The following is a 23161-nucleotide window of genomic DNA, read 5'->3' as shown; positions in this document are numbered from 1 at the left end:
TATGAAACCAAATCTCATCCTGCACCTGATTTTTGCTTTCATCTTTTTATTCTTCCCTCCGGCACTGTTTGCACAAAAAACCGATATAGAAGTTACCAATACAAATGGTGTATGGGCTATTACCGGGAAGAAGCAAATATTGACTTTCAAAGAATCAGACCTGTCTATCCGCATCAAAGCCGGTAACACAAACTGGAACATGGTCCCTTCCGGCAGCAATGATTTGATCGTTAAAAGGAATGGAAAAGAATTTACCGTACGCCTGGCTGATGCCGGAAAAAGAAATGTGGAGAAGTACAGTCCGGGCTTTAAAACAGGCGTCCTGATAACCCTTGAAAACTGGAAAGGAACGGATTGCAAATTATACTTAACGCTTGCGTTGGAAGGACCGGATGAAGATCTTGTGTTTGATGTGGCGGCGGAAGAAAAGCAAACAGTGGTAAGGCAGCTTAACTGGCCTACCGCTTTGGATGGAAGCGCAGTTGATTACACGGTGCTTAGTAATGTAAGAGGCGTTCTGTTGCCGCGTAACTGGCCCAAGCCTTATCACCCCATCCGTTCTTCAGAACCTGATGGATCAATTAAAAAAACAGATAGAAGCGAATTGCAAAGCAATGTCATTGAAGACTGGTCTATGTCGTGGTGGGGTTTTCAAAAGGGAAAGTCGGCCATGATGGTAATTATAGAAACACCAGACGACGCAGCTTACCAGTTCAATCACCCAGCCGGCGGACCAACAGTAATTGGTCCGCGATGGCGTGCATCGTTGGGAAAATTAACCTATACCCGTACCGGCCGCATGTGTTTTATGCCGGAAGGAAATTATGTGCAGATGGCCAAGCGCTATAGAAAATATGCCAAAGAAACAGGGTTGTTTGTTTCGCTGCAGGAGAAGATCGCCCTAAATCCCCGGGTAAAACAGGTCATTGGCACACCCATCATTCGTTCAGGCATTCTTACGGATTATAAAGCAGGCAGCGACCGCTGGAAGCGCGATACCGGAACTCGCTACCGGTTAACTACATTCGATCAGCGTGGGGAAGAATTCAAGCAATGGAAACAAAAAGGATTGAATAACCTGATGGTGGTGTTAACGGGCTGGCCTAAACTGGGATATGACCGGCAACATCCCGATGTATTGCCACCAGCACCGGCAGCCGGCGGTTACGAGGGTATGCAAAGACTGCAGAACACATTAAAAGACCTGGGTTATTTGTTTGTACTGCACGATCAATATCGCGATTATTATGTGGATGCGCCTTCCTTCAATACGCAGTTTGCCATCCATGAAGAAGACTCCATAAAGCCGCCTGCTATTTTTCCGGGAACGCGTTTCGGGGATTTTAAAGAAGGCGTAATTCCTTACATGGATTATTGGGATGGTGGTAAGATGAGTTATCTGAGCGGAAAGTTCATGCTCGGTCATGTGAAAAAAAATTACCAGGGGATGTTTGATCATAACATCCATCCCAATGGAAGTTATATGGATGTTTTCGGTTATGTACCGCCGGATGAAGATTTTAATCCGCAACATCCTTCCACCCGCACCGAAGCATTGCGCGACAGGATCAGGGTGTATCATTGGGCAAGAACGAACCTGGGCATTGTTGGTACGGAAGCAGCTTGCGACTGGACGGTCCCTTACGTTGATTTTTCTTCGCCGCTCAACAGCAGGAATGGCATTCCTATTCCTTTGTGGGACCTGGTGTATCATGAGGCTATATTAACAACCTATAATCCTGCTGATCTTAGAGGGTTACTGACGGCAGGCTTGCCGCAGATTGGCCGCGGCTTTGAAATGAACAAAGAAAACCTGGACCTGATAAAGCGCATGAGCGAATTAAACAAGCGGCTGGCTTTTACAGAGATGACACTGCATGAGTTTCTGGACGACAATTACCGAAAAGAACGAACGGTATTTGCCGATGGCAGTACAATAACCGTTGATTGGGATAAGAAGACAGTGGAAATCAGGCCGGAGTAAGCTCTTTAAACCCAAATTCCCTGCTTTCGCGCAATAATTTTACTTTTGCGCGAATGAATCAGGTAATCTTAAAAAAGAAGATCAGTCAGCGGGTGGCCAACGGGCATCCCTGGATCTTCGCCAATGAAGTGAATGAGGCCCCGGAAGGGGTACATCCCGGCGATATTGTAGAAGTATACACGCACGATAAAAAGTTTATCGGGAAAGGATACATTAACCCCCGCTCGCAGATCTTAGTTCGCTTGCTCACCCGCAGAAAAGACGAGGTAGTTAATGAGGAGTTTTTTTATAACCGCCTGCTGGAGGCCTGGCAATACCGCCAACAACTGGGCTATGTTGAGAATTGCCGGCTTATTTTTGGGGAAGCCGATTCCCTTCCCCAGTTGATCATCGATAAGTTCAACGATTACCTGGTTATTCAAACCCTGGCGTTGGGCATTGATGTTTGGAAACCTGCTATCGTAGCCGCCCTGGAAAAAATATTCAAGCCTAAAGGTATATACGAACGTAATGATGTGCCGGTTCGCGAACTGGAAGGACTGCCACAACAGAAAGGGTTTTTATCGGCTCCGTTTGATACAAAAATTACCATCCAGGAGAATGGATTGAAGTTCTACGTTGATATTGAGAACGGCCAAAAGACCGGTTACTTCCTCGATCAGCAGGACAACCGTCGCGCCATTCAGCATATAGTAAAAGGCGCCGATGTGCTGGGGGCGTTTACCTATACCGGAACCTTTGAGATCCATGCGGCGCATTATGGCGCCAAATCAGTACTCGGACTGGATATTTCACAGAACGCCGTAGACCAGGCGAACCGTAATGCCGCATTGAATGGGGTAGAGAAAATTGTTCGGTTTGAATGTGAGAATGCGTTTGATGTACTGAAGGTGTGGGCCCGGGAAGGAAGACAGTACGATGTAGTGATGCTTGATCCGCCTTCTTTTACAAAGACAAGGGATAATATTCAAAAGGCCATTACTGGTTATAAAGAGATCAATCTTCGTGGAATGAAGCTGGTGAAGCCCGGTGGTTTCCTCGTAACTTCCAGTTGTACCAACCTGGTTCAGCCCGACCTGTTCCTGGAGATCATTCAGTTAGCGGCCAAGGATGCCCGAAGAAAGATCAGACAGGTAACTTTTCAAACCCAGTCGGCCGACCACCCCATTGTGTGGGAGTGGGAGAATACGCATTATTTGAAGTTTTTGATAGTACAGGTACTTTAAATGGTTTACTGATTATTGTTTGTGGTTGCTTCGCTGATCAAGCCTCTCGAATTATTTAGGTAGAACCAACTGCTGACCTGTTATTCAAAACAGTACCAGCTTTGCAGGCCGCGCAGGCGCTGCAGAGCTGGTAAAAGTTTATTCAGATGCAAGTTGCCGGAGCCAGAATTAAGAACTGGGAACTAAGTACTAATAAGTAAAACCAAACTTCCCATTATTGTTTTTCCAGCCTTCTTTTGCAGGAATCTCTTCAATGGTATCCCAGTGTTCGGCAATCTTTCCGTTTTCTACCCGGAACAGGTCGTAGAAAGAACTATGCCTGCCGCCCAGATGGCCTTCGCTTACTACCAGCACGAAATTGCCTTCGCCCAAAACTGTATGGATTTTATCATATTTCATCGTAATGCCCTGCTTCGCCATAGCTTCTAATGCTTTTCCCAAACCAGAGAGTTGATCGGGGATCAATGGATTGTGTTGAATGTAGCTGTCGCCATTAAAATAACCGGCCAGCTTTTCCATTCTTCCATTTACAAGAATGTCATCTACAAAAGATTTTACCAGGGTTTTATTAGCTTCGGTTTTGTCCAGATCAACTGTTTGCGTGGTTCCATCTGTCATAGTGTGTTTACTGGGGTTAGGTTCTGCAGTCGTCTGCAGGTTATCCCAATGTTCAACGATCTTGCCGTCTTCAAATCTGAAAATATCAAAACCGATCTTGGGGCCAAAGAAATTATACTCGGTGTGCGCAAACACAAAATTACCATCCTGAAAAACCCGCACGGTGTTAACCCTGGCAGATTTAGGAGGCAACTGTTGCAACAGTTTTCCAAAGCCGGCCAGACCATCTTCCACATTTAAGTTATGTTGTATATACTTGTTGGCATTAATGGTGGCAACAGGTTCTGTGGCTCCTGTTTCAATAGCTTTTAATAGCGCTGTTACTTGCTGCTTCTTGTTCATGGTTGAATGTTTTTTTGAATTAGTTGATTTATTTTTTTGGGAGAACGCCGCATTGGTTGCTGAAAGCACCAATAAGAGAATAAGTACGCGGGATGTAATTTTCTTCATTGCCTTGTTATTTTTCAAGGCAAAATTCGCAAGAGGAGGGGCGCGGGGAAAGGTAGAAAAAGGAGAAAAGATGATAAAAACCGGTAGGAATGAGAAATGAAGAATAAGAAATGAAAAATGAGAAAGGGAATACACCCGCTAGATTTGATTTCTCATTAATTGAAAGACTGGCTTTTACTTTTTAAATTTCTAATTCCACCTTCCTAATTTGTTATTTCAGGGAGTGTGTGCTTCCCTGAACTCAATAGGTGTAACACCCTCGTGTTTGCGGAAATATTTGATAAAATTGGTCGGCTCTTCAAACCCCAAATAATAACCAATTTGTTTTATGCTTTGCGAAGTATGGGTTAACAGTCTTTTTGCTTCCAATACAACCCGCTCGTCAATTACCTGCTTGGGGGTTTTCCCGATCGTTTTAACGGTTGCCTGTCCAAGCCGTTTTTCTGATACATTCATTTCGCTGGCATAATGGCTCACTGATTTCTTTTCTTTAAAATGCCGGGAGACCAATTCTTTAAATAAGGTGAGGTAATCAAGATCGGCGCCTTTTTTTATTTCTTTAAAACCTGATTGTCGCCATTGTCGTTCAGCTAATAGTAAAAAGTTGTGCAGGTAGTTTCTTAGCAGGTCGTAGTGATGCAGCGCGTTGTTGTTAGTGAACTCGTCTTCGATCTGGTGAAAGCAGCTGAATAGTTGATCAGCCGGTTTGGTCAGGTTTATCACCGCTGGTTCCATAAAATCATTAAAAAGAATGGAATTGTTCAGGAACCGGAGATCATCGGCGCTTTTTGCAAAGAACCTGTCTGTGAAAAGGATCAGCTTTCCGCTGATATTGGCTGACTGATCGAAGCTTTGCACCTGTTCCTTATTTACAAACAGCAACGTATTCTTTTTTACAGGAACGGGTTTGAAGTCGACGTGATGGGTATGCGGACCGCTTAAAAACCAGAAGACATGATAAAAGTTGGCTCTGTGCGGATGAATCAGTGCCTGCCTGGCATCTGCATACAGGGATGCTAAAGAGAGTACTTCTAACTCGTGTTTGAAACCGGATTTGAAATTATATGACAGGATCTCAGCAGCCATTCGCCAAAAATACCCTTTACTTCTTATAAAGTCAGGGCCCGGAATGCCCGGTAGTGTTCGGAACCTAAAAGTGAGTGATACAAGTAATGGCGATAGTAGCACCACCGCCAACTACAAAAAAAGCCTTGCCATACCGGCAAGGCTATATAATAAAGTGAATTTGTAATTATTTGGAAACCTGGAATTTGCCTGAATCAACCACCTTGCCATTCTTATCTTTCAGTTGGAAGATGTAGATGCCACGGTAGAAATCGTTGAGGTTGACGGTAGTCTTAGGCGTTACGTTAGTTATTTCCTGTACTTTCTTGCCGATAAAATTGAATATCTGCAGGTTCAGTGATTTATCGTATCCGCGTTGAAAATCGAAGGTGATAATTGAAGTAGCAGGGTTAGGGTAAAACTTTACAATGGTGGGTGCAGGGTCTTCTCCGGGATTTCGATCCTGGCTTTTCCCTTGTAACGTCAATAAAAGGATAGTGGACAATGCGTAAAAAATCTTCATGCACGATGATATTTTACAGTTATTGCTCAAGATATTTCCTTTTAACCAAAATTACAACTCCTTTAGCAATAATCCTGCTTTTAATAGGGGATTCCGCTTATATTTTTGTACACAAGCTAGATTTTAACTCTATTTTAATTGATCATAATCAATCGATTGTGGCTAAAGTTGATTGTATCGCTTCGAAATCGGGAAAATCACTTGCTTTCTCCAACACCTGTGCGTAACGAACAATGCCTTGCCGGTCGATCACAAAAGACGCTCGTTTTGATACGCCTTTCATATTGAAACTAAATTCTTCATATAAGGCATTGTATAGGCTGGATACCTCTTTATTAAAATCGCTCAGTAACGGAAAGTTCAGTCCCTGTTCTTCCTTGAACTTCGCCAGCGTATATAGCGAGTCAACACTTATGCCTAACACCTGGGCATCTACATTATTAAATAAGCTTATGTTATCGCGAACGTAACAAAGCTCTTTGGTACAGACGCTGGTAAAGGCGAGGGGGTAAAACAGCAGCACTACTTTTTTGCCGGTAAAGTCGTGCAGGTTGATGGGGTTTTTTGCAGAATCGAATAAGGTAAAGTTTGGAGCTGGTTGGCCAACTGAGATCATAATGTGATAATTAATGTGAAAATGTGAAAGTATGCAAATCCCGACGAATCGAGACAAGTTGTGCAAATGAAATTGCAGGAACCCAGAACCGGTTTCCATTTGCACATTTTCGCATTGGCATATTTGCTAATTAATTAGTTGCTAACGAAAGGATATTCTTTTGCAACTCTATGTATCTTTTGTAAAATCTTCGCAGCGGTTCGTATTGAGGATCGCGGAACGACAGGTCGGCTAGCCCGTTGCCTACGGTAACATATTGTATCAGCATGTCGTGGTCGAAGAAGAACACTTCGCCATGCTTGATCTCATCTTCGTAATAGGAGAGAAAATCTGTTTCGTACAATTCCATACAGATCAACCGGCCCCTGTTCATATAGTAGGTTTCGGTATACTCCAGTGAATCAATCCGGTAGCGAACTTCAAATACAATGATGTTATTATTGTGAGTAGTGTAATACCACGTTTCTTTCAGCGGTTCGTCTTTGCGTAAAATTTTATTCAGGTAAAAAGTGCGTTGCGATTTAAGTGAGAGGCTATCTGTTTCATGGATCACCTGGTCGATATTGGTTCGCCAGTCATACCTGCTTTGGGTAAACGAATTTGAAGAAATGGTAAATGTAACAATGGTGAGAAGCATTGTTAGAGTCAGTCCGTTTGGTTGGTGCGGACGGCACTTAGCCAGTATCGCTGCCGGGATTCTCATGTTTATTAAATTTAAGATTTTATCTGCGAATTGTAAATACCAAACACGAAAAAAAAGTGGCATGTGGATTAGTTTTCCAGGATGGGAAATAAAGGTGGTTGAGTTTTGGTATAAAGGAATGGGTTCGCAGTCAGATAGCAGTACGGTGGAACTATATCTATATTACAATAAGTGTACCCGACAAGGGGTTTTGTACTGTTAGCCTAAAAGATATTTCTAAATTTTCAACAAACGTTTGCGTATATATTTTGTTCGCAGGTTGATTATTTTTGATTGGAAGGGCTTCAAAATCACGGCTGTTGAAATGCTTTATTTGAATACCTGATTGTTATATTAAGAGTATAACCCGGCAATTGCAAGCGGCGTTTTTAAACAGTATCATTTGAGGATCAGGGCGCCGCCATTTTTTTGCAATGTGGGATTTCGTTCCTGAAATATGATTACCATCACGTACCCAACCGAATGGTAGCCGTGTTTACCCAAATGAGTGATGCCTGATAGCACCGGTAGTTCTATGGCTTACTTTTTAGTGAAGCGATGAAGCACGTGTGATTAATTGTATTTGAACCACTTAATAATTGTATAACATTGGTTGACTTTCTTTGTATCGATTTGCTCAGCGTATGGACCTCCCTTTAAACGATACGGCATTATGGAAATTAACTGTTCAGGAGCAGGAAGTTACATTGCCTGTAGCTTCGGCAACTGATGCGGGTACGGATCTGTCGCAAAAATTCAGCCGCCTGTTTTTTGCAACAAAAGACCGGCTGTATCAGTTTGTATGGAAGCTTACGCAACATGAAACAGATACCAAAGACATCATCCAGAACTGTTATGCGCAACTTTGGCAAAAGATAGCAACCGTAGATGATTCCCGCGACGTGCTGCCTTTACTATTTACATACGCCCGCAACCTGGTTATTGACCATCTGCGTAAAAAGGCCAGGCACCGCAAGTTGATGGATCAGTTACAACGAAATAGCACGCCAGCCGAGGCCACGCCGCAAGCCGAACAGTTGATGCACTTTAAAGAGCAGTTGCAGCAATTGCAATCGACCATCGATCTGTTGCCGGCCAAAAGAAAAAGGATCTTCACCCTGGTTAAGCAGGAAGGGCTCTCCCATAAAAAGGTAGCCGACCAACTGGGTATTTCTCCCGCCACGGTTGAGAAACAGGTTGGGTTGTCATTGAAGTTTTTACGGAAAGAATTGGGATACTAAATGCAAGGCACCAAGGCAACCAGGCATCGAGGCAACGAGTTAATAGAGCTTTAACCCAATTCCCAATTCCAAAAAATTTCTTCCTCCCCCTTACCGGTTCCCGCCTTCTCATACGTGATATATGCAAATCAGGCTGCACAGCCGTTTGCAATGAACAAACTATTACTGGAAAAATTTATTCAAGGTGAATGCACGGCTGAAGAAGCCGAACTGGTTCAACAATGGCTGAACCGTCATCCCGAAGGATTGGATGAATACCTGTTAGGGGTATGGAATGAACCCATAACCGAACCCATGCCGCCCGCTATGGAGCAGACTTTATTGAATGAAGCTGCCTCCTGGCCTGGTTACCAGGAAGCTACGCTGCCGAAAAAACTACCTATTCCTCGCTGGCTATTCAGGTTAGCCGCTGCCGCCCTGATAATCGGGATTGCCGGCTGGTGGTTATTCCGGCAACCAGCTTCGCCAAGGAAATTGACGCATCAAAAAGTGCTGATATCCGCTGCTGCCAATGCAACAATGCGCTACCTATTACCCGATCAAAGTGTGGTTTGGTTGAAAGCAAACGCCCGCTTACAGGTAGATACCCAGTTATATAATCATCCCAATCGTACGGTGGAACTGTTGGCTGGCGAAGCGTTTTTCGAAGTGCAGAAAAATGCTGCGCATCCTTTTATTGTACAAAACGGATTGGTGCAAACCCGGGTATTGGGTACTTCGTTCAGTGTAAAAACCGGTTTATCTGATAGTGCCACACTGGTTACCGTAGCTACCGGTAAAGTAGCTGTGAGCCATAATGAAAAGGTGCTGGATGTATTGCTGCCCGGCAAACAGATCAGCGTTCAATCAAAAACAGGGTCTTTTTCGAAAAGCACCGTGCCGGTGTGGCTGGCTTCATTATGGAAAGAAGATGAACTGCCATTGACCAATGCACCTTTTCCCGAACTGCAACAGGCCATGCAAATGTTGTATGGCATCAACCTGCACACAAATAGCCGGCAGGTAAAAGCACGACACTACAACATCCGGTTAAAAAGGAATATGCCTGTACAGGAAGTGATACAGGTGCTGGCTTTATTAAATCACCATCTATATAAAAAAATGAATGCCGACACCTGGGTATTATACTAAAACATAGGCATCAGCAATCGCCCCTGAACGAGCAGTTCAGGAATGCTATAAAAACAAACAGGATACAGGATCAGGCCCCTGTATCCTGTAATCGGTAGCAAATATTTACTACAAAAAAACAAGACTCGAACTTATGGAAAAGAAGATTCCTGAACAGCTTTGTCCAGGTTACCAGAACTTGCTGCTTACATTGGTATTTTGTATGGTATTGGGCGCCACTGGTTATGCGCAAACAATATTAAAGACCAAAGTATCCATTTCATTTAATGATCAGTCGTTAGACAAAGCACTGCAACAGTTACAGAAAAAAACAGGCATCAACTTCGCTTATACGCAGGATGATGTACAGTTGTTTCAGGTACAGCAAATGTCGTTTACCAATGAGCCATTGGAAAATGTATGTAGGGAAATTTTCAGGAATACATCGCTGTCCTTTAAAGAATTCAGCGGCTATATTGTAATCACCCGCAGTGCACCGGTACCGGTACCCGGTGAAAAAAAGCGAACGGAGATTTGGGTAACCGGTAAAATTAGGGATGCTGAAACAAAAGAGGGTCTTGCCGGTGTAAATGTAATGGTACAGCGCACTGGAAAAGGCGCCATGAGCAAAGAGGATGGTTCCTTTAAAATTGAAGCGCAGCTCACTGATATCCTGCTGTTTACGGCTGCTGGTTACGAACCGGTGACGGAACAGGTGGGTATCACCGCGGTATTCGATATCTCTATGAAACATACGGGGGCCATGGGCGAGGTAGTGGTTTTGGGTTTTGGACAAACGCAAAAGAAGATCGCGCAAACAGGCGCGGTAGCTTCCATAACAACTAAAGAGATCAAACAAAGCCCGGTAGCAAATATAGCCAATGCATTGACAGGCCGGTTACCGGGCCTGATAGCCGTACAACGTTCGGGCGAACCAGGTGCAGATGGACCTGAATTGTACATCAGGGGAAGAGCTACCCTCAACAGCAACGAACCGCTGATAACGATTGATGGAGTAGAAAAAGATCCGGGTTTGGTTGATCTGTCGGCGCTTGACCCCAATGAGGTGGAAAGTGTTACCATTCTGAAAGATGCGTCGGCTACTGCTTTATATGGCGTTAAAGGGGCTAACGGCGTAATTATTATTAAAACGCGACGTGGTACCGAAGGCAAGCCCCGGATAAACACCAGTGTACAAACTTCCATACAATCGGCTACACGCATTCCCAAATACCTCAACTCTTATCATTTTGCATTACTTGCCAATGAAGCGTATTTGAATGATAACCCGAATGGGACATTGCTGCCTTATTCTGACGAGGCGTTGCAGGCATATGAATCCGGTTCTGACCCCTATAAATATCCCAATGTTGACTGGATGGGCGAGATGTTGAAGCCGGCCCAGATGACCAGGGCCGATTTCAATATCAGCGGCGGTACGCCATTGGTTAAATACTTTGTGAATGCGGGTTATACACAACAGAATGGCCTGTATAAAGCAAAAAAGAACGATCAGTATGATGCCAACCTGAAATACCGGCGTTATAATTTTCGCTCTAATGTTGATATAGATTTCGACAAGGATTTTTCAGTAGGCCTCAGTTTGTTTGGCGCCATTGAAAACCAGAATGCGCCGAATGTAAATACCGATGACATCTTCAATTACCTCGAAAAAACGCCACCCAATGCATATCCGATACAGTATCCAAACGGATTTTATGGCGGTTCTACGCGCGGCAATCCTTTTGCGTTGGTGAACACCACCGGGTACAGGCAAAACTTTAATTCTTCCTTATCGGGAATGTTCACGGCTATGCGGAAATTGGATTTTATTACACCCGGCCTGTTTGTGAAAAGTAATTTTTCTTTTGATGGTTATTTCAAAGGTACGCTTGTACGCAGCAAGGAAGTAAGGACCGCGTTGTACAAAGGAAGTGGTGATTATTACGATACCTCGAGTTATTCATTTACCGGGTTAGACGTTCCGTTAAAGGCGCCTGATAGCAACTTTACACAAAGCAGGAGCACCTGGCTTGATCTTTCCATTAACTACGACCGCACGTTTGGGGATCACAATATTACTGCCCTGTTACTAGTGAACCGCCAGCAAAAAGTTATAGGCGGAACCATCCCGTTTGTATCGCAGGGACTTGTTTCGAGAGTAACCTGGAATTTGAACAATAAATATTTTGCCGAGTTTAATGCAGGCTTTAATGGTACCGACAACTTCGCAAAAAATAAACGGTATGGCTTTTTCCCGGCTGGTTCTGTAGGTTGGGTTGCTTCTAAAGAGGCTTTCCTGCAAAATAACAGCGTTATTGATTTTCTGAAACTAAGGACTTCTTATGGTTTAACCGGGAACGACAAACTGGGTAAAAGACGCTGGTTGTTTATTTCAGAGTATGTTACTGGTAATGGATATAGTTTTGGTACCGACCAGTTAACTTATATTCCCGGAAGGCAGGAAGGCGCTATGGCTAACCCGGATGTTACCTGGGAAAAAGCGCGTAAGCTGAATATTGGATTGGAAGCCAGGCTGTGGCGTAATCTGTTGAATGTTACAATAGATGTGTTTCGCGAAAAACGCAACGATATTCTTATTGTCCGCGGCATTATACCTGATCTTATGGGCGTGCCTCAGGCTAATATAACGCCGGCCAATATGGGCGTAATAGTGAATCGCGGAATTGAAATGGAATTGGCCCATAACAACCGGATCGGCAATGTTACTTATTTCTTGCGGGCAAACGGTTCTTTCGCCAGGAACAAAATTCTTTTTAAAGATGAGATCAGCTATCCTTATGATTACTTAAGAGCAACCGGCCGGCAAATAGGACAGATCTTTGGATTTACATCTATTGGCTTTTTTAACAGTAAAGAAGAAATACAAAGCAGTCCGCGCCAGTTTGGTAACCTGATCCCCGGTGATATAAAGTATAAAGACCTGAACGAGGATAATGTTATTGACAACCTCGATAAAGGACCAATTGGAAGAAGCACCGTGCCTGAATTTTTATATGGCATCTCTGGAAATGTTAGCTGGAAAGGTTTTGATGTAAGTGTGTTGTTCCAGGGGGCAGGCAATTACAGCGCACGCTTTAGTCACGAAGGCGCCTGGGAGTTTTATAATGGTGCAAAAGTGATGGAGCAACACCTGGGCCGGTGGACGCCGGAAACGGCGGCTACCGCTACCTACCCGGCATTGCATTACGGACAAAACACCAATAACCACCAGGAATATTCTTCCTTTTTCCTGAAAGACGCCAGCTACATCCGGTTAAAAAATGCAGAGATTGGGTACACATTCAGAAAGCTGCGGATCGCAAAAAATACCGGTATTGCATCATTGCGCATATATGCCAACGGCATGAACCTGTATACCTGGGATAGAATGGGGAATGGCAGTTACGATCCGGAAGCGCCCAGCGGCAAAGGTTTCTTTTATCCGCAACTGCGGGTAGTGAATGTTGGTGTGTCGGCGGATTTTTAGAAGCCTACTCACAACTCACCATTCACAACTCACCTTGTTTTATTCCTATTGACAATAATTTAACTACTATGCGATCTATAAACATACTTTGGTTAGTCAGCTATATAATGTTGGTCAGCCTGACAACAGCTTGTAAAAAAGTAAATTCCTATCTCGATAAAGCTGAGTCGGGTGGCATAACGGATAAAGAGCTATTTAATGATTATGTGCAAACAGATGCTTTTCTGGCTAATATCTATAACACCGGTATTGGTGCTGGCGATTGGATGCCGGTATACTCGTTTACGTATGCAGCAGCCTGTGATGAGGCTAAATGTCCGTACACTTTCAATTACGGTACAATAAATTTCACCAGTGGTTTGATCTCGCCTACCAATAATCCGATCGATATCTGGGCCAAGTCGTATCAGAACATCAGAAAGGCAAATATTTTTCTGCAGCATATCGATGAGCTGCCGGTTAATGATGCAAGGCAGGAAGCGGGTAAGGTTAGAATGAAAGGCGAAGCCTTTTTTTTGCGCGCCTTTTTTTATGAAGAGTTGTACAAACGATATGGTGGCGTTCCCTTGCTGGATGCCCCATTAAGCATCGATGATGATCTGCAATTACCGCGTAATAGCGAAGAAGAAGTGGTTGCATTTATTGTAAAAGATTGTGATAGCGCTGCTGCATTACTACCCGCCACCCATAGTTCGGAAAATCTTGGACGGGCAACTAAAGGAGCGGCGTTGCTGTTGAAGTCGCGCACTTTATTGTATGCCGCCAGTCTGTTGCATAATCCGGATAACAATATAGAGAAATGGCAACAGGCTTCCAGTGCTGCCAAAGCAGTAATGGATTTGAACGTGTACCGCCTGGATGATAATTATAAAACCCTGTTCCATACCAGAACATCGCCGGAAGTTATATTTCAAAGCACCGTTAACCAGGTTTGGAAGGTAGTAGATAACGATTGGGTACGGCATACAGAACCACCCAGCCAGGGTGGGGGATGGGGTAACCTGCAGCCCCTGCAGAACCTGGTTGATGAATATGAAATGAAAAATGGCAAATATATTACCGATCCAACATCTGGGTATAATGCTGCCAATCCCTATGCAGACCGCGATCCCCGTTTTCATCAATCCATCATTTATAATGGTCGTAAATGGGGAACTGCAACGATCAACACCTATGTAGGCAGCGGGGTGGATGGTTTAAATTATAATACGGCCGCTACCAAAACCGGTTACTATGTGGCCAAGCTGTTAGATGAAAATGCTACGCTGATCACTTCGTATAAACCTGGCAGCCATTACTGGGTGTTCATGCGGTATGCCGAAGCGTTATTGAATTATGCCGAAGCACAAAACGAAGCCCTGAGTGCACCTGATCAAAGTGTGTACGATGCGGTGAATCAGATACGCGGCCGTAAGAATGTGGCGATGCCCCCGCTGCCTGTTGGTCTTACAAAAGAAGAAATGCGACAACGCATCCGGCACGAACGCAGGATAGAACTGGCTTTTGAAACGCATCGCTTTTGGGACCTGCGGCGGTGGCGCATCGGAACCCAGGAGGGAACCTCCGCGTATGGAATGCGCATTACTAAAAGCGGTAGTAATTTCACCTATCAAAAATTTCTATTAGAAAACCGGGTTTACCGGCCAGCGTTTGATCTGTTCCCTATACCGCAAACGGAACGGGAGAAAGACCCGGCCTTAACACAAAATCCTGAATATTAGCAGATGGTACAAACTGTGTTAGCGAAATAAAAAGCGAAGCCTCCACCAAATGGCAGAGGCTTCGCTTTTTATAGTTTAACCTGTTATCAGAATTTCGGGCACAACATTTTATACTCACTGCTGTTATCGCGATGCAGGAAACCAATGTATGAGATCGATAATTCAAACCCACCCTGCCCCATACTAGCCGTTTTTAATTGCGATACGTTTACGTCATAACTAAGTGCTGCTGCCAGGTTGGCCCATTCTATTTTCAGCACCGGTACCAGCGCATCTTTCCAGCGCAGGAACAAACCGCCGCTTACTGTATACAATGGGTTATCCATATCGTTCCCTAATTTGTAGGAGTACAATGCGCCGCCTATCGTTTCCGTATAATTGCCCTGTACCGAGTGATCGGCCTGCAGGGTAAAGGCCGAGAAATCATCCAGGCTCCACTTAACGCCTACGGATGCCACATACTTGGCGTTCAGCTCTATACTGCGATTGCGGTAGAAGGAATTTTTCGGGCGGTTCAAATGATGGTAAGCGCCCCCGATAAATAAGCTGTTTCCCTGATCAGGACCAAATGTTGTATTGAAGCTCATGCCCACGCTGGCGTCCCAGGTAGTATAGTTGGGCGTTAACATGGTTTCCCCGGTTGGCAAACTGCCATCGTAGCCGCCACCATTGTACTGGTTGTCGGTAGTGATCTTGGTAATGTCAATGCTTTTGCGGATCAGTCCACCCATAAAGCCCAGCGACAGGTACATGGTTTTTTCATTGCTCAACGATTTATGATAGTTAAGTGCGGGAAGAACATGCGTGGTAGTTAATCCTACGGTCCCTGCTTTATCAAATAAAGCCTGGATGCCGGTTGTTATAAAATCATTGCCGACGCCAACGGGCATTTTATATTCTGCGTTCAGCGAACCTGTTCTATATGCATTGGTAATGCTGTTCCATTGATCGCGGTATACGCCCTGGATGCGATAGTCGCCGGTATAAATTCCGGCCAGTGAAGGGTTGCGTAACAAGGGCGCTTCAAAGAATTGCGAAAAATGTATATCCTGCCCTTTTGCGTTCAGCAGGAACAGCGAGCATATAAAGCCGGCAAGAAATCGTTTATAGCTGCAGCCGGTGATCATGGTTGGGTTTTTTGTTATTAATGGTTATCGTACTAATGCCACATTGCCTTTAACAGGAATAATAGCGGCATTTTCACACACAAATTCTATGATATAAATATATACATCGGCACTGGCTGGCTTCCCTTTATAAGTGCCATCCCAGCCACCGGTTGGGGTACGGTCGTTGGCTACAAAGTTCATTTTTTCATATACCATTTGCCCCCAGCGGTTGAAGATGCGCATGCTGTTCACGCGCGCCAAACCAACACCGCGTGGTGCAAAAATGTCGTTCACCCCGTCGCCATTGGGGGAGAAGGTATTAGGTACAAAATAATTCAACCCGTTACAAACTACCGTTACGGTAACGTCTTCTGTATTAGAGCAGCCATATTCATCAAACACCTTAACGGTATAAGTAGTATTTAATTTAGGATTGGCATATGGGTTAGGGCAATCTGTACAGCTCAGGTTTTTAGCTGGCGTCCAGTTATAGCTCACAACTTCGGGCCCATACGTTACAGGTAAAGTGATGCCCGTGCTTACCGGTATTACCGGGTCACTGGTTACGGTAATTTCTGGTATGGGCGGTACGTAAAGGTTTGTACTGGCAGAGTCGGTACAGCCGAGCAGGTTGGTGGCCTGCAAGTGTAACAAATAGTTTCCGCTATTCTGAAAGTTAAGGGAGATATTGGGCGTTGATACGGGGAGGCGGTTGCTCATCGTCCACTTCCAGGTTATAGACGTGTCAGGAACAGTCAGCATAGCCTGCAGGTTCAGGGTTTCATTTAAACAGCCAATGCTGTCACCGGCAATATACGGATCAGGTGTGCGGTACACCAGGATGGTATCTGAAAAGGTTTTACTGCAACCCTGCTGCGTAGTTACGGATTGTGATACTTTATAAATGCCCGGTTGTTGGAAAACGTGGGTAGGGTCAGGATCTGATGTAGTAGTGCCATCGCCAAAATCCCATGTTCTGCTTACCACCGGATCATTACCAATGGTGTAGTTTGTAAAATAAACAACGCCCGAATCGCAGAATTTGTTCCTGTCTACGCCAAAGAATGGGTCCGCGCCAATTACTTTAATAGTGGCGCCGCTTACGCCTGCAATACAGCCTTGTTTATCGGTATACTGTAAATAAGGAATATAAAAGGCTGGTGAACCATAATAGTGCTGATAGGTAGTGGCCATGGTGGTATCGGATGTGCCATCGCCAAAATGAAGGGCATACTTCATGTCGGGAATGGTGACGACGTTGAAGTCCACTGTTAATTCATTACAGGCATCAGTCGGACTGAAATTGAGTGTGGTGACCGAGCCGGCATTATATACATGCACAGATGCGCTGGCAGAGTCTTTACAACCACCATAGCCATATAAATAAAGCTTGGGTGTATAATCGCCATAGGCATTATAGAAGTGCGTAGGGTTCATTAAAGTAGAAGTGCCTCCATCGCCAAAATCCCATTCAAAAGATTCATAGTCGGTGCCCCTGAATGTAAATTTGGTTTCAATGGGCGGACAAATAGTAAGCGTATCCAGGATATCGAAAGCGGGCACTGGTTTTAATGTGGTAATATAGTTGGTGCGGATTATTGAGTCTTTACAACTGGCGTGATCGGTAATTACCAGTTTAACAGTATAGTTAGCATTGTTGCCGCCATAACTATAAACCGGGTCTTTCATGGTGGAAGTACCGCCATTGCCAAAATCCCAGAAATGCGTTAAGCCTTTTCCAAAGGAAGCATCGGAAAACTGTACGTTCGATGTTGGGCAGATGGTATCATAGTCGGAAGTAAAATCGGCCTTTGGTGTAGTAACATAAATCGTATCCGTCAATTTGTAGGTATCAGTACAACCCTGGTTATCTTCCACGGTTAACTGCGGAAGATACGAGCCGGTATCGCTATAAACATGGGTGAAGGGCGCACTGGTAAACGACTGCGTATTACCATCGTCAAAGTTGAATGTCCATTTTACCAAACTGCCCGAAGTGGTTGAATGATCATTAAAGGTGATGGGCGCATTTTTACAACCGCCCGGCGTGGATGCCGTAAAGTTGGCAAACGGGCCGGTAACGTTTACTGCATTAGTCTTTATTAATGTATCTGTACAGCCATTGATATCAGTAATGACCAACCCGATGCTGTGTAAGCCATTCGTGGTAAGTACTAAACTAGATAAAACACCGCCAACACCAAAAGGAGCGCCATCAACTGACCATTCATATTTTGTAACGTATTGAGAGGGGTTGGTGGATATTACATCAAAGGGTTTATTCCTGCAAACGGTGGCGGGAACTGTGAAATTGGCCGGTACTTTAACCAGTTTTACCGTATCGTTATATGTACTGGTACAGGAGCCGTTTGTTACAGTAAGTGTAACCGGGTATATGCCATACCCCGGGAATGTGAACGTTGGGTTTTGGTTGACATTATCAGTTCCCACTACAGGGTTGCCAAATGTCCAGGAATAAGATATAGGCCCATACGAAGGATCTGTTTTTGACCCATCGGTAAACGATACCGTCAAATTGCCGCATATAATGTTGGGTGTAAACCTTGCTATCGGTGGTTTTATATGCACTGCCTGCCCGGTGCTGATGGATGGGCATCGGTTATTATACGCTGTTAATGTAACAACAAAAGTACCGGAATCATTATAGACATGGCCAGGGTTTTGTAAGGTAGATGAGCCGCCATCGCCAAAATCCCATTCCCACCAATCAGCAGGCGGGGGCGTCAGATCGGTGAATTGTATTTCATCTGAAGCACAAACATCAGTTGCCGACATGCTGAAATTAGTTGCCGGTGGCGTACCCACTTTCACACCATCAACTTCAGAGGTTGTTACGGTGCAACCGCCAGTAGTAGTAATAGTCAACCTGACTACATAACTACCGGTACTGGTATAGGTATGAGAAGGGAATTGCTGGGTAGAAGTTGAGCCATCGCCAAAATCCCATAACCAGGAAGCTACGCCATCTATTGCTGTTACAGTTGCGGTGGGTGTATAGGTGAAAGGAACGCAACCACCGGCAGGAACTGTATTGATCTGCACTGTTGGGGCCTTGATCTGCACAACGGCCGGTTTGGTAATTTTTCCTTCACAACCTGCATTATCAGTGAATGTAACAGAAACATTGAAACTGCCGGGGGCATTATACGTATGCGTAGGGTTGGAACCGCTGCCGGTACCGCCATCTCCAAAATCCCAAAACCAATTGGTAATGGGCGCTGGTGAAACATCCTGGAATGTAACATTCAATGGTGCTTTACACGCAGCCGTATTGGCAGCTGTGAAATCAACCATGGGGCTGGGGCGCACATAAATAACTTTAATAGCAGAGTCTTTACACTCTGCATACGTATTGAACAGTTTTACGGTATAATTAGCAGACGTTGGGTAAATGGTACTGTCGTTGGTATTGAGCGACTGTTGACCATTCCCAAAATCCCAAATTGTTTTTTGTGGCGCCACCGATGAATTATTGACGAAAAACACTTTTGCATTTTGACACACCGTATCAGGCGCTGTGATCGAAGTGGTTGGCCCACTTAAAACCACCGGTTTGGTTATTGTGTTTGAACAACCGAATTCGCTGGTAGCAGTAAGGGTTACATTATAAGTATTGGTAGCGGCATACGTAGTACTGGGGTTGCTTTGCGTTGAGTTGGTGCCATTGCCCAAATCCCATTGAAAGGTCATATTGCCTGGTCCGCTCGATTGATTCGTAAAGTCGATCTCATATGGGGCCTGGCAACTGACCGGCTTGCTGTTGTCAAACTCAGCTTTAACCCCTGAAACAATGCGAATGTAGCGGTTAACTGTATAAGTATTTTTACATCCTGTACTGCTGGTAACGGTAAGGCTAACAGTATAGAAACCGGTGGTGGTATAAGCATGCGACGGGTTTTGAGCCGTGCTGGTGGTGCCATCGCCGAAATCCCATAGCCATGATACAATATTGCCGGAAGTGGAGTTGCTTTGATCTGTAAACTGAATATTAACCGGAACACAGCCGATGGTAAGATTGGCTCCAAAATAGGCTGTAGGCGAAGGATGAACAGTGATATAGTTTGTTTTGGTAATGCCTGTGGTGCCATCGGGATTGCGTACCACCAACGTTACAGTATATGTGCCGGGTGTAAAAAAGGTTACAGTGGGGTTTTGCACATTCGATAGGGTGCCATTTCCAAAATCCCAATTCCAGAACCGGGGATTACCGGTAGTCAGGTCTCTGAAGTTCACATTCAATGGCGCACAACCCGAAGTTTGATTGGCAGAGAAATCGGGAACCATGGTCTGGGCATATCCGGATAGCGGGAATAGCAATATAAATGGTAACCAAAACCATGATCTGATAAGCATTCGCCGGTTTCCCCTGGAAAACCGAACCGGTAAGCGCATCCGGTTACCACAAGGTGCTAGTACAAATTTACTCAAGTGCAAAACTGTTTTATGGTTTATAGGCCGTAAACGCCCCTCTCGCACAGAATGATCGATTACCATGCAAACCTTGTTCCCGCCAGATTATATTCTATACCTGTAAAATATAATGTAGCTGTATGGCTTTACATGCGCAAATGATCAGTTCTTAACCAGTTGTTGGGCAATGCGTTAATCGCGGGGTATCGGATTGTAGTTGGATGTATTAAATAGGATATTCAGGGAAGAAGCTTATCCGTTGATAAGTTGTGTCGGTTACAAGGATGGGGTGTAGGTTTATTAAAACCTGGTTGTGTCAACTTATTTATACGAAAAATATATGCGCTTCGTTGGGATATAGTTGTTTCAGTTTTGTTTTTTTCGCAACATTAGCACGTTGGTTCCAGTGGATGTTATCATTTCTGCTTTTACAAAATCCCAGTAACTGTCTTTGATCTTCCACACCCCGTTCAGCTTTTTCAGCGGATCGCCGGCCGAAGGAAATTCTGAGGTAATGGTATAGTCAGAAGGGTTCCCCACCCAGGTCCCATTAGTAGTAGTGCTGCTTATGGTACCTGTTACAGTTCCGTTTGAATTAAATTTGAAATAATAGTTTAGAAACTGATTTGAAATATTATTATTGCCTTCAAAGTACTGCTCTACGAACCATTCCCCATTGGTAATGGCATCCATTATCATGTCCTGTGCCTTCTTTTCAACAGCCTTCTTACACGACATGGATATAAACAGGGCTAAGCACCCTGTCACGATCAGAGGTATTAGTTTCTTCATAGTTCAGGCCAGGCCTGGTTTCAAATATTAAAATTTGTAAATATCCTTGTATTTGTCAAGTAAATAGCCTGTAAAATATTCAATATTCAGGGTTTCCCCGTATATATCTTTGCACAACTGCTCACTAGTAAAACGCCTTCCCTGCTGGTGTATTGTATTACGCAGCCACTGCAACAAAGGTGCTGTATTTCCTAGTTTTATTTGCCCTTCTAAATTTGTAACCGACTGATTTGCATAGGAGTAGAATTGGGCGGCATAAAAACTCCCCAAACTATAGGTGGGGAAATAGCCGAAACTTCCGTGGCTCCAGTGCACGTCTTGCAGGCAACCCTGCTTATCGCTGGGAACCTGAACCCCCATCAATTGCCGGTATTGGTCGTTCCAGTACCCGGGAATGTCCTTTACGCCCATCGACCCTTCAATCAACAATTTTTCCAGTTCGTACCGGATCTTGATGTGAAAATGATAGGTAAGCTCGTCTGCTTCTGTTCGAATAAGCGAAGGTTGTACCTTATTAATGCCTTTGTAGAATTGTTCTACGGAAACCTTCCCCAATTGTTGCGGGAAGTATTGCTGCAACACCGGCAGCCAGCGTTCGCAAAATGCCCGGCTGCGGCCAACATGGTTTTCCCATAAGCGCGATTGTGACTCATGAATAGTGTAGGACGCGGGTTCTCCCAGTGGCAAACCATATTCTCCCAACGGTAATCCCTGCTCATATAACGCATGACCCGCTTCGTGGATACAACTCCACACCATATTACTCAGATCATTTTCATCGATGCGGGTGGTAATGCGTACATCCTGGCTATTGAAGTTGGTGGTAAAAGGATGTTCAGAAATATCCTGGCGGCCGGCCTCCATATCATAGCCCAGTTCTTTCACTACCTGCAAACCAAACTGCCATTGTTTTTCTTTATCGAAGTGCTGGCGTAAAAAACTGTCATCAGCCGGTGGTTGCGCGGCAATTTTTCCCAACAGGTCTTTCAGGGGTTGTTGAATAGCGGTAAACACACCATCGAGCAATTGAACCGTTGCGCCTTTGTCGTGGTCATCAAGCAATGCATTGTAAGGATGCTGTTCGTACCCCAGCATATCGGCTTCCTGTTTTTTTAATTCTATCAGCCGGGCCAGGTCATCGGCAAAAACGGAAAAATCATTGGCTTTTCGGGCTTCCATCCAGCTATGAAAACTTTTGTTCACCGCTTCAGCCAGTTTGCGTACAAAAGAGGAAGGGAATTTTTTTTGTTTGGAATAATCCTGCCAGGTAAGCTCTACATTTCTTTTTTCTTCGGCCGACAAATTATTACCAGCTAACAATTCCTGTAAAAGCCCGCCCAGCTTATCATCGGTGAAAAATTTATGCGCAATTTCAGAAAGGGTGGCAATTTGCTGCCCACGAACCGGTGCGCCTTTCGGTGGAAGATAAGTTTCCTGGTCCCACTGTAATACGGCGGCGGCATATCGTAAATCGGCAATCGTTTGCATCCCTTTAATATATTCCTCATACAGGGGTTTCGTAGCTGTATTTGTCATACCGAATAAATTTATTATTAATTACAGGTTGCGAAAGTCGGTAAAATTATATCATACCCAAAAACCACCAACAAAGTAACCGCAATAACAGTATATATAAATACAACATACTTAGGTCAATTGTTTGTAACTATCTCTTTTTCCATTGATTGTACAGCGTTTTTTCATAAAGGATATGGCCTTAATTGAAATACATTTAACATTGGCGTAAAATCTATTAACACCTGTGAAAAACTGTTTTATAAATTATTTCGCAGGACTGCTACTTTCGTACGGGTTCTTACAAATAATTTGTTACGGTGTCGGCTGACAAAATCATACCAATCAGCCGGCTTAAAAGGGAACCGTGTGAAAATCACGGGCTGACGGGCAACTGTAAGTTGGGTGAATGGAGGTTGAAGTTTCCGAATATATTCGGGGCCACTCACTAAGCTGATCTTACAAATGACCACTGCCGATGACCGGTGAAAGCCACATCGGTGGGAAGGTGTTCAGCAAATCAACAAGCCAGGAGACCTGCCGTTAACAAAGGACGTTTGGAACTTTCCCGATAAGGTACCGGCAAAT

The 23161-nt window shown here is 44.4% G+C and carries 15 protein-coding genes and 1 riboswitch; of the genes, 6 read left to right on the top strand and 9 right to left on the bottom strand.

Annotation, left to right across the window (positions count from 1 at the left end):
• Window position 1 precedes the first annotated feature (1 nt).
• Together FAM09_RS25285 and FAM09_RS25280 are read left to right on the top strand one after the other, a co-directional pair.
• Window positions 2-1984: a DUF5696 domain-containing protein gene (locus FAM09_RS25285; RefSeq protein ID WP_166437267.1), complete on the top strand. Its 1983-nt coding sequence runs from the start codon at window positions 2-4 to the stop codon at window positions 1982-1984.
• Between the two features lie 53 nt (window positions 1985-2037).
• Window positions 2038-3210, top strand: a complete 1173-nt coding sequence (locus tag FAM09_RS25280; RefSeq protein ID WP_136579954.1) for a class I SAM-dependent rRNA methyltransferase — start codon at window positions 2038-2040, stop codon at window positions 3208-3210.
• Between the two features lie 189 nt (window positions 3211-3399).
• Here the strand turns inward: FAM09_RS25280 and FAM09_RS25275 are convergent, their stop codons facing one another.
• The 5 genes from FAM09_RS25275 to FAM09_RS25255 form a co-directional block, all read right to left on the bottom strand.
• Window positions 3400-4278 (bottom strand): nuclear transport factor 2 family protein, encoded by an 879-nt coding sequence (locus FAM09_RS25275; protein ID WP_208025655.1) that lies wholly within the window; start codon window positions 4276-4278, stop codon window positions 3400-3402.
• A 216-nt stretch (window positions 4279-4494) separates the two neighbouring features.
• Complete coding sequence (locus tag FAM09_RS25270) at window positions 4495-5364, bottom strand: helix-turn-helix domain-containing protein (protein ID WP_136579953.1); 870 nt, start codon at window positions 5362-5364, stop codon at window positions 4495-4497.
• Window positions 5365-5530: 166 nt separating this feature from the next.
• Window positions 5531-5866 (bottom strand): T9SS type A sorting domain-containing protein, encoded by a 336-nt coding sequence (locus FAM09_RS25265; RefSeq protein ID WP_136579952.1) that lies wholly within the window; start codon window positions 5864-5866, stop codon window positions 5531-5533.
• Window positions 5867-6014: 148 nt separating this feature from the next.
• Window positions 6015-6482: a peroxiredoxin gene (locus tag FAM09_RS25260; protein ID WP_136579951.1), complete on the bottom strand. Its 468-nt coding sequence runs from the start codon at window positions 6480-6482 to the stop codon at window positions 6015-6017.
• Window positions 6483-6612: 130 nt separating this feature from the next.
• Window positions 6613-7185: a hypothetical protein gene (locus tag FAM09_RS25255; RefSeq protein WP_136579950.1), complete on the bottom strand. Its 573-nt coding sequence runs from the start codon at window positions 7183-7185 to the stop codon at window positions 6613-6615.
• A 623-nt stretch (window positions 7186-7808) separates the two neighbouring features.
• On the opposite strand from FAM09_RS25255, the gene FAM09_RS25250 reads away from it, so the two are divergent.
• The 4 genes from FAM09_RS25250 (at window position 7809) to FAM09_RS25235 (ending at window position 14726) form a co-directional block, all read left to right on the top strand.
• Window positions 7809-8405, top strand: coding sequence for a sigma-70 family RNA polymerase sigma factor (locus FAM09_RS25250; protein ID WP_136579949.1), 597 nt, complete (start codon window positions 7809-7811; stop codon window positions 8403-8405).
• Between the two features lie 150 nt (window positions 8406-8555).
• The gene (locus FAM09_RS25245) at window positions 8556-9536 is read left to right on the top strand and encodes a FecR family protein (protein ID WP_136579948.1); all 981 of its coding nucleotides are present in this window, start codon (window positions 8556-8558) and stop codon (window positions 9534-9536) included.
• Between the two features lie 133 nt (window positions 9537-9669).
• The gene (locus FAM09_RS25240) at window positions 9670-13005 is read left to right on the top strand and encodes a TonB-dependent receptor (RefSeq protein WP_136579947.1); all 3336 of its coding nucleotides are present in this window, start codon (window positions 9670-9672) and stop codon (window positions 13003-13005) included.
• A gap of 68 nt (window positions 13006-13073) precedes the next feature.
• Entirely contained in the window at window positions 13074-14726 is a 1653-nt protein-coding gene (locus tag FAM09_RS25235) for a RagB/SusD family nutrient uptake outer membrane protein (protein ID WP_136579946.1), read from the top strand.
• A gap of 86 nt (window positions 14727-14812) precedes the next feature.
• On the opposite strand, the gene FAM09_RS25230 is transcribed toward FAM09_RS25235, so the two are convergent.
• The 4 genes from FAM09_RS25230 to FAM09_RS25215 all read right to left on the bottom strand — a co-directional run bounded on the left by FAM09_RS25230 (window position 14813) and on the right by FAM09_RS25215 (window position 22594).
• Window positions 14813-15853, bottom strand: coding sequence for a PorP/SprF family type IX secretion system membrane protein (locus FAM09_RS25230; protein WP_136579945.1), 1041 nt, complete (start codon window positions 15851-15853; stop codon window positions 14813-14815).
• Window positions 15854-15877: 24 nt separating this feature from the next.
• Window positions 15878-20209, bottom strand: coding sequence for a PKD domain-containing protein (locus FAM09_RS25225; RefSeq protein ID WP_166437266.1), 4332 nt, complete (start codon window positions 20207-20209; stop codon window positions 15878-15880).
• 423 nt (window positions 20210-20632) lie between these two features.
• Window positions 20633-21058, bottom strand: coding sequence for a lipocalin/fatty acid-binding family protein (locus FAM09_RS25220; RefSeq protein ID WP_136579943.1), 426 nt, complete (start codon window positions 21056-21058; stop codon window positions 20633-20635).
• A 27-nt stretch (window positions 21059-21085) separates the two neighbouring features.
• Window positions 21086-22594, bottom strand: a complete 1509-nt coding sequence (locus FAM09_RS25215; RefSeq protein ID WP_136579942.1) for a carboxypeptidase M32 — start codon at window positions 22592-22594, stop codon at window positions 21086-21088.
• A gap of 280 nt (window positions 22595-22874) precedes the next feature.
• Window positions 22875-23132, top strand: a riboswitch (cobalamin riboswitch).
• Window positions 23133-23161 lie beyond the last annotated feature (29 nt).

The organism is Niastella caeni (assembly GCF_004834005.1).
Taxonomy (GTDB): domain Bacteria; phylum Bacteroidota; class Bacteroidia; order Chitinophagales; family Chitinophagaceae; genus Niastella; species Niastella caeni.
This window is presented reverse-complemented; position numbering and strand designations above follow the sequence as displayed.

Coding starts and splice junctions, on each gene's coding strand:
- FAM09_RS25285 (WP_166437267.1), top strand. CDS start 2: ATGAAACCAAATCTCATCCTGCACCTGATTTTTGCTTTCATCTTTTTA.
- FAM09_RS25280 (WP_136579954.1), top strand. CDS start 2,038: ATGAATCAGGTAATCTTAAAAAAGAAGATCAGTCAGCGGGTGGCCAAC.
- FAM09_RS25275 (WP_208025655.1), bottom strand. CDS start 4,278: ATGAAGAAAATTACATCCCGCGTACTTATTCTCTTATTGGTGCTTTCA.
- FAM09_RS25270 (WP_136579953.1), bottom strand. CDS start 5,364: ATGGCTGCTGAGATCCTGTCATATAATTTCAAATCCGGTTTCAAACAC.
- FAM09_RS25265 (WP_136579952.1), bottom strand. CDS start 5,866: ATGAAGATTTTTTACGCATTGTCCACTATCCTTTTATTGACGTTACAA.
- FAM09_RS25260 (WP_136579951.1), bottom strand. CDS start 6,482: ATGATCTCAGTTGGCCAACCAGCTCCAAACTTTACCTTATTCGATTCT.
- FAM09_RS25255 (WP_136579950.1), bottom strand. CDS start 7,185: ATGAGAATCCCGGCAGCGATACTGGCTAAGTGCCGTCCGCACCAACCA.
- FAM09_RS25250 (WP_136579949.1), top strand. CDS start 7,809: ATGGACCTCCCTTTAAACGATACGGCATTATGGAAATTAACTGTTCAG.
- FAM09_RS25245 (WP_136579948.1), top strand. CDS start 8,556: ATGAACAAACTATTACTGGAAAAATTTATTCAAGGTGAATGCACGGCT.
- FAM09_RS25240 (WP_136579947.1), top strand. CDS start 9,670: ATGGAAAAGAAGATTCCTGAACAGCTTTGTCCAGGTTACCAGAACTTG.
- FAM09_RS25235 (WP_136579946.1), top strand. CDS start 13,074: ATGCGATCTATAAACATACTTTGGTTAGTCAGCTATATAATGTTGGTC.
- FAM09_RS25230 (WP_136579945.1), bottom strand. CDS start 15,853: ATGATCACCGGCTGCAGCTATAAACGATTTCTTGCCGGCTTTATATGC.
- FAM09_RS25225 (WP_166437266.1), bottom strand. CDS start 20,209: ATGCTTATCAGATCATGGTTTTGGTTACCATTTATATTGCTATTCCCG.
- FAM09_RS25220 (WP_136579943.1), bottom strand. CDS start 21,058: ATGAAGAAACTAATACCTCTGATCGTGACAGGGTGCTTAGCCCTGTTT.
- FAM09_RS25215 (WP_136579942.1), bottom strand. CDS start 22,594: ATGACAAATACAGCTACGAAACCCCTGTATGAGGAATATATTAAAGGG.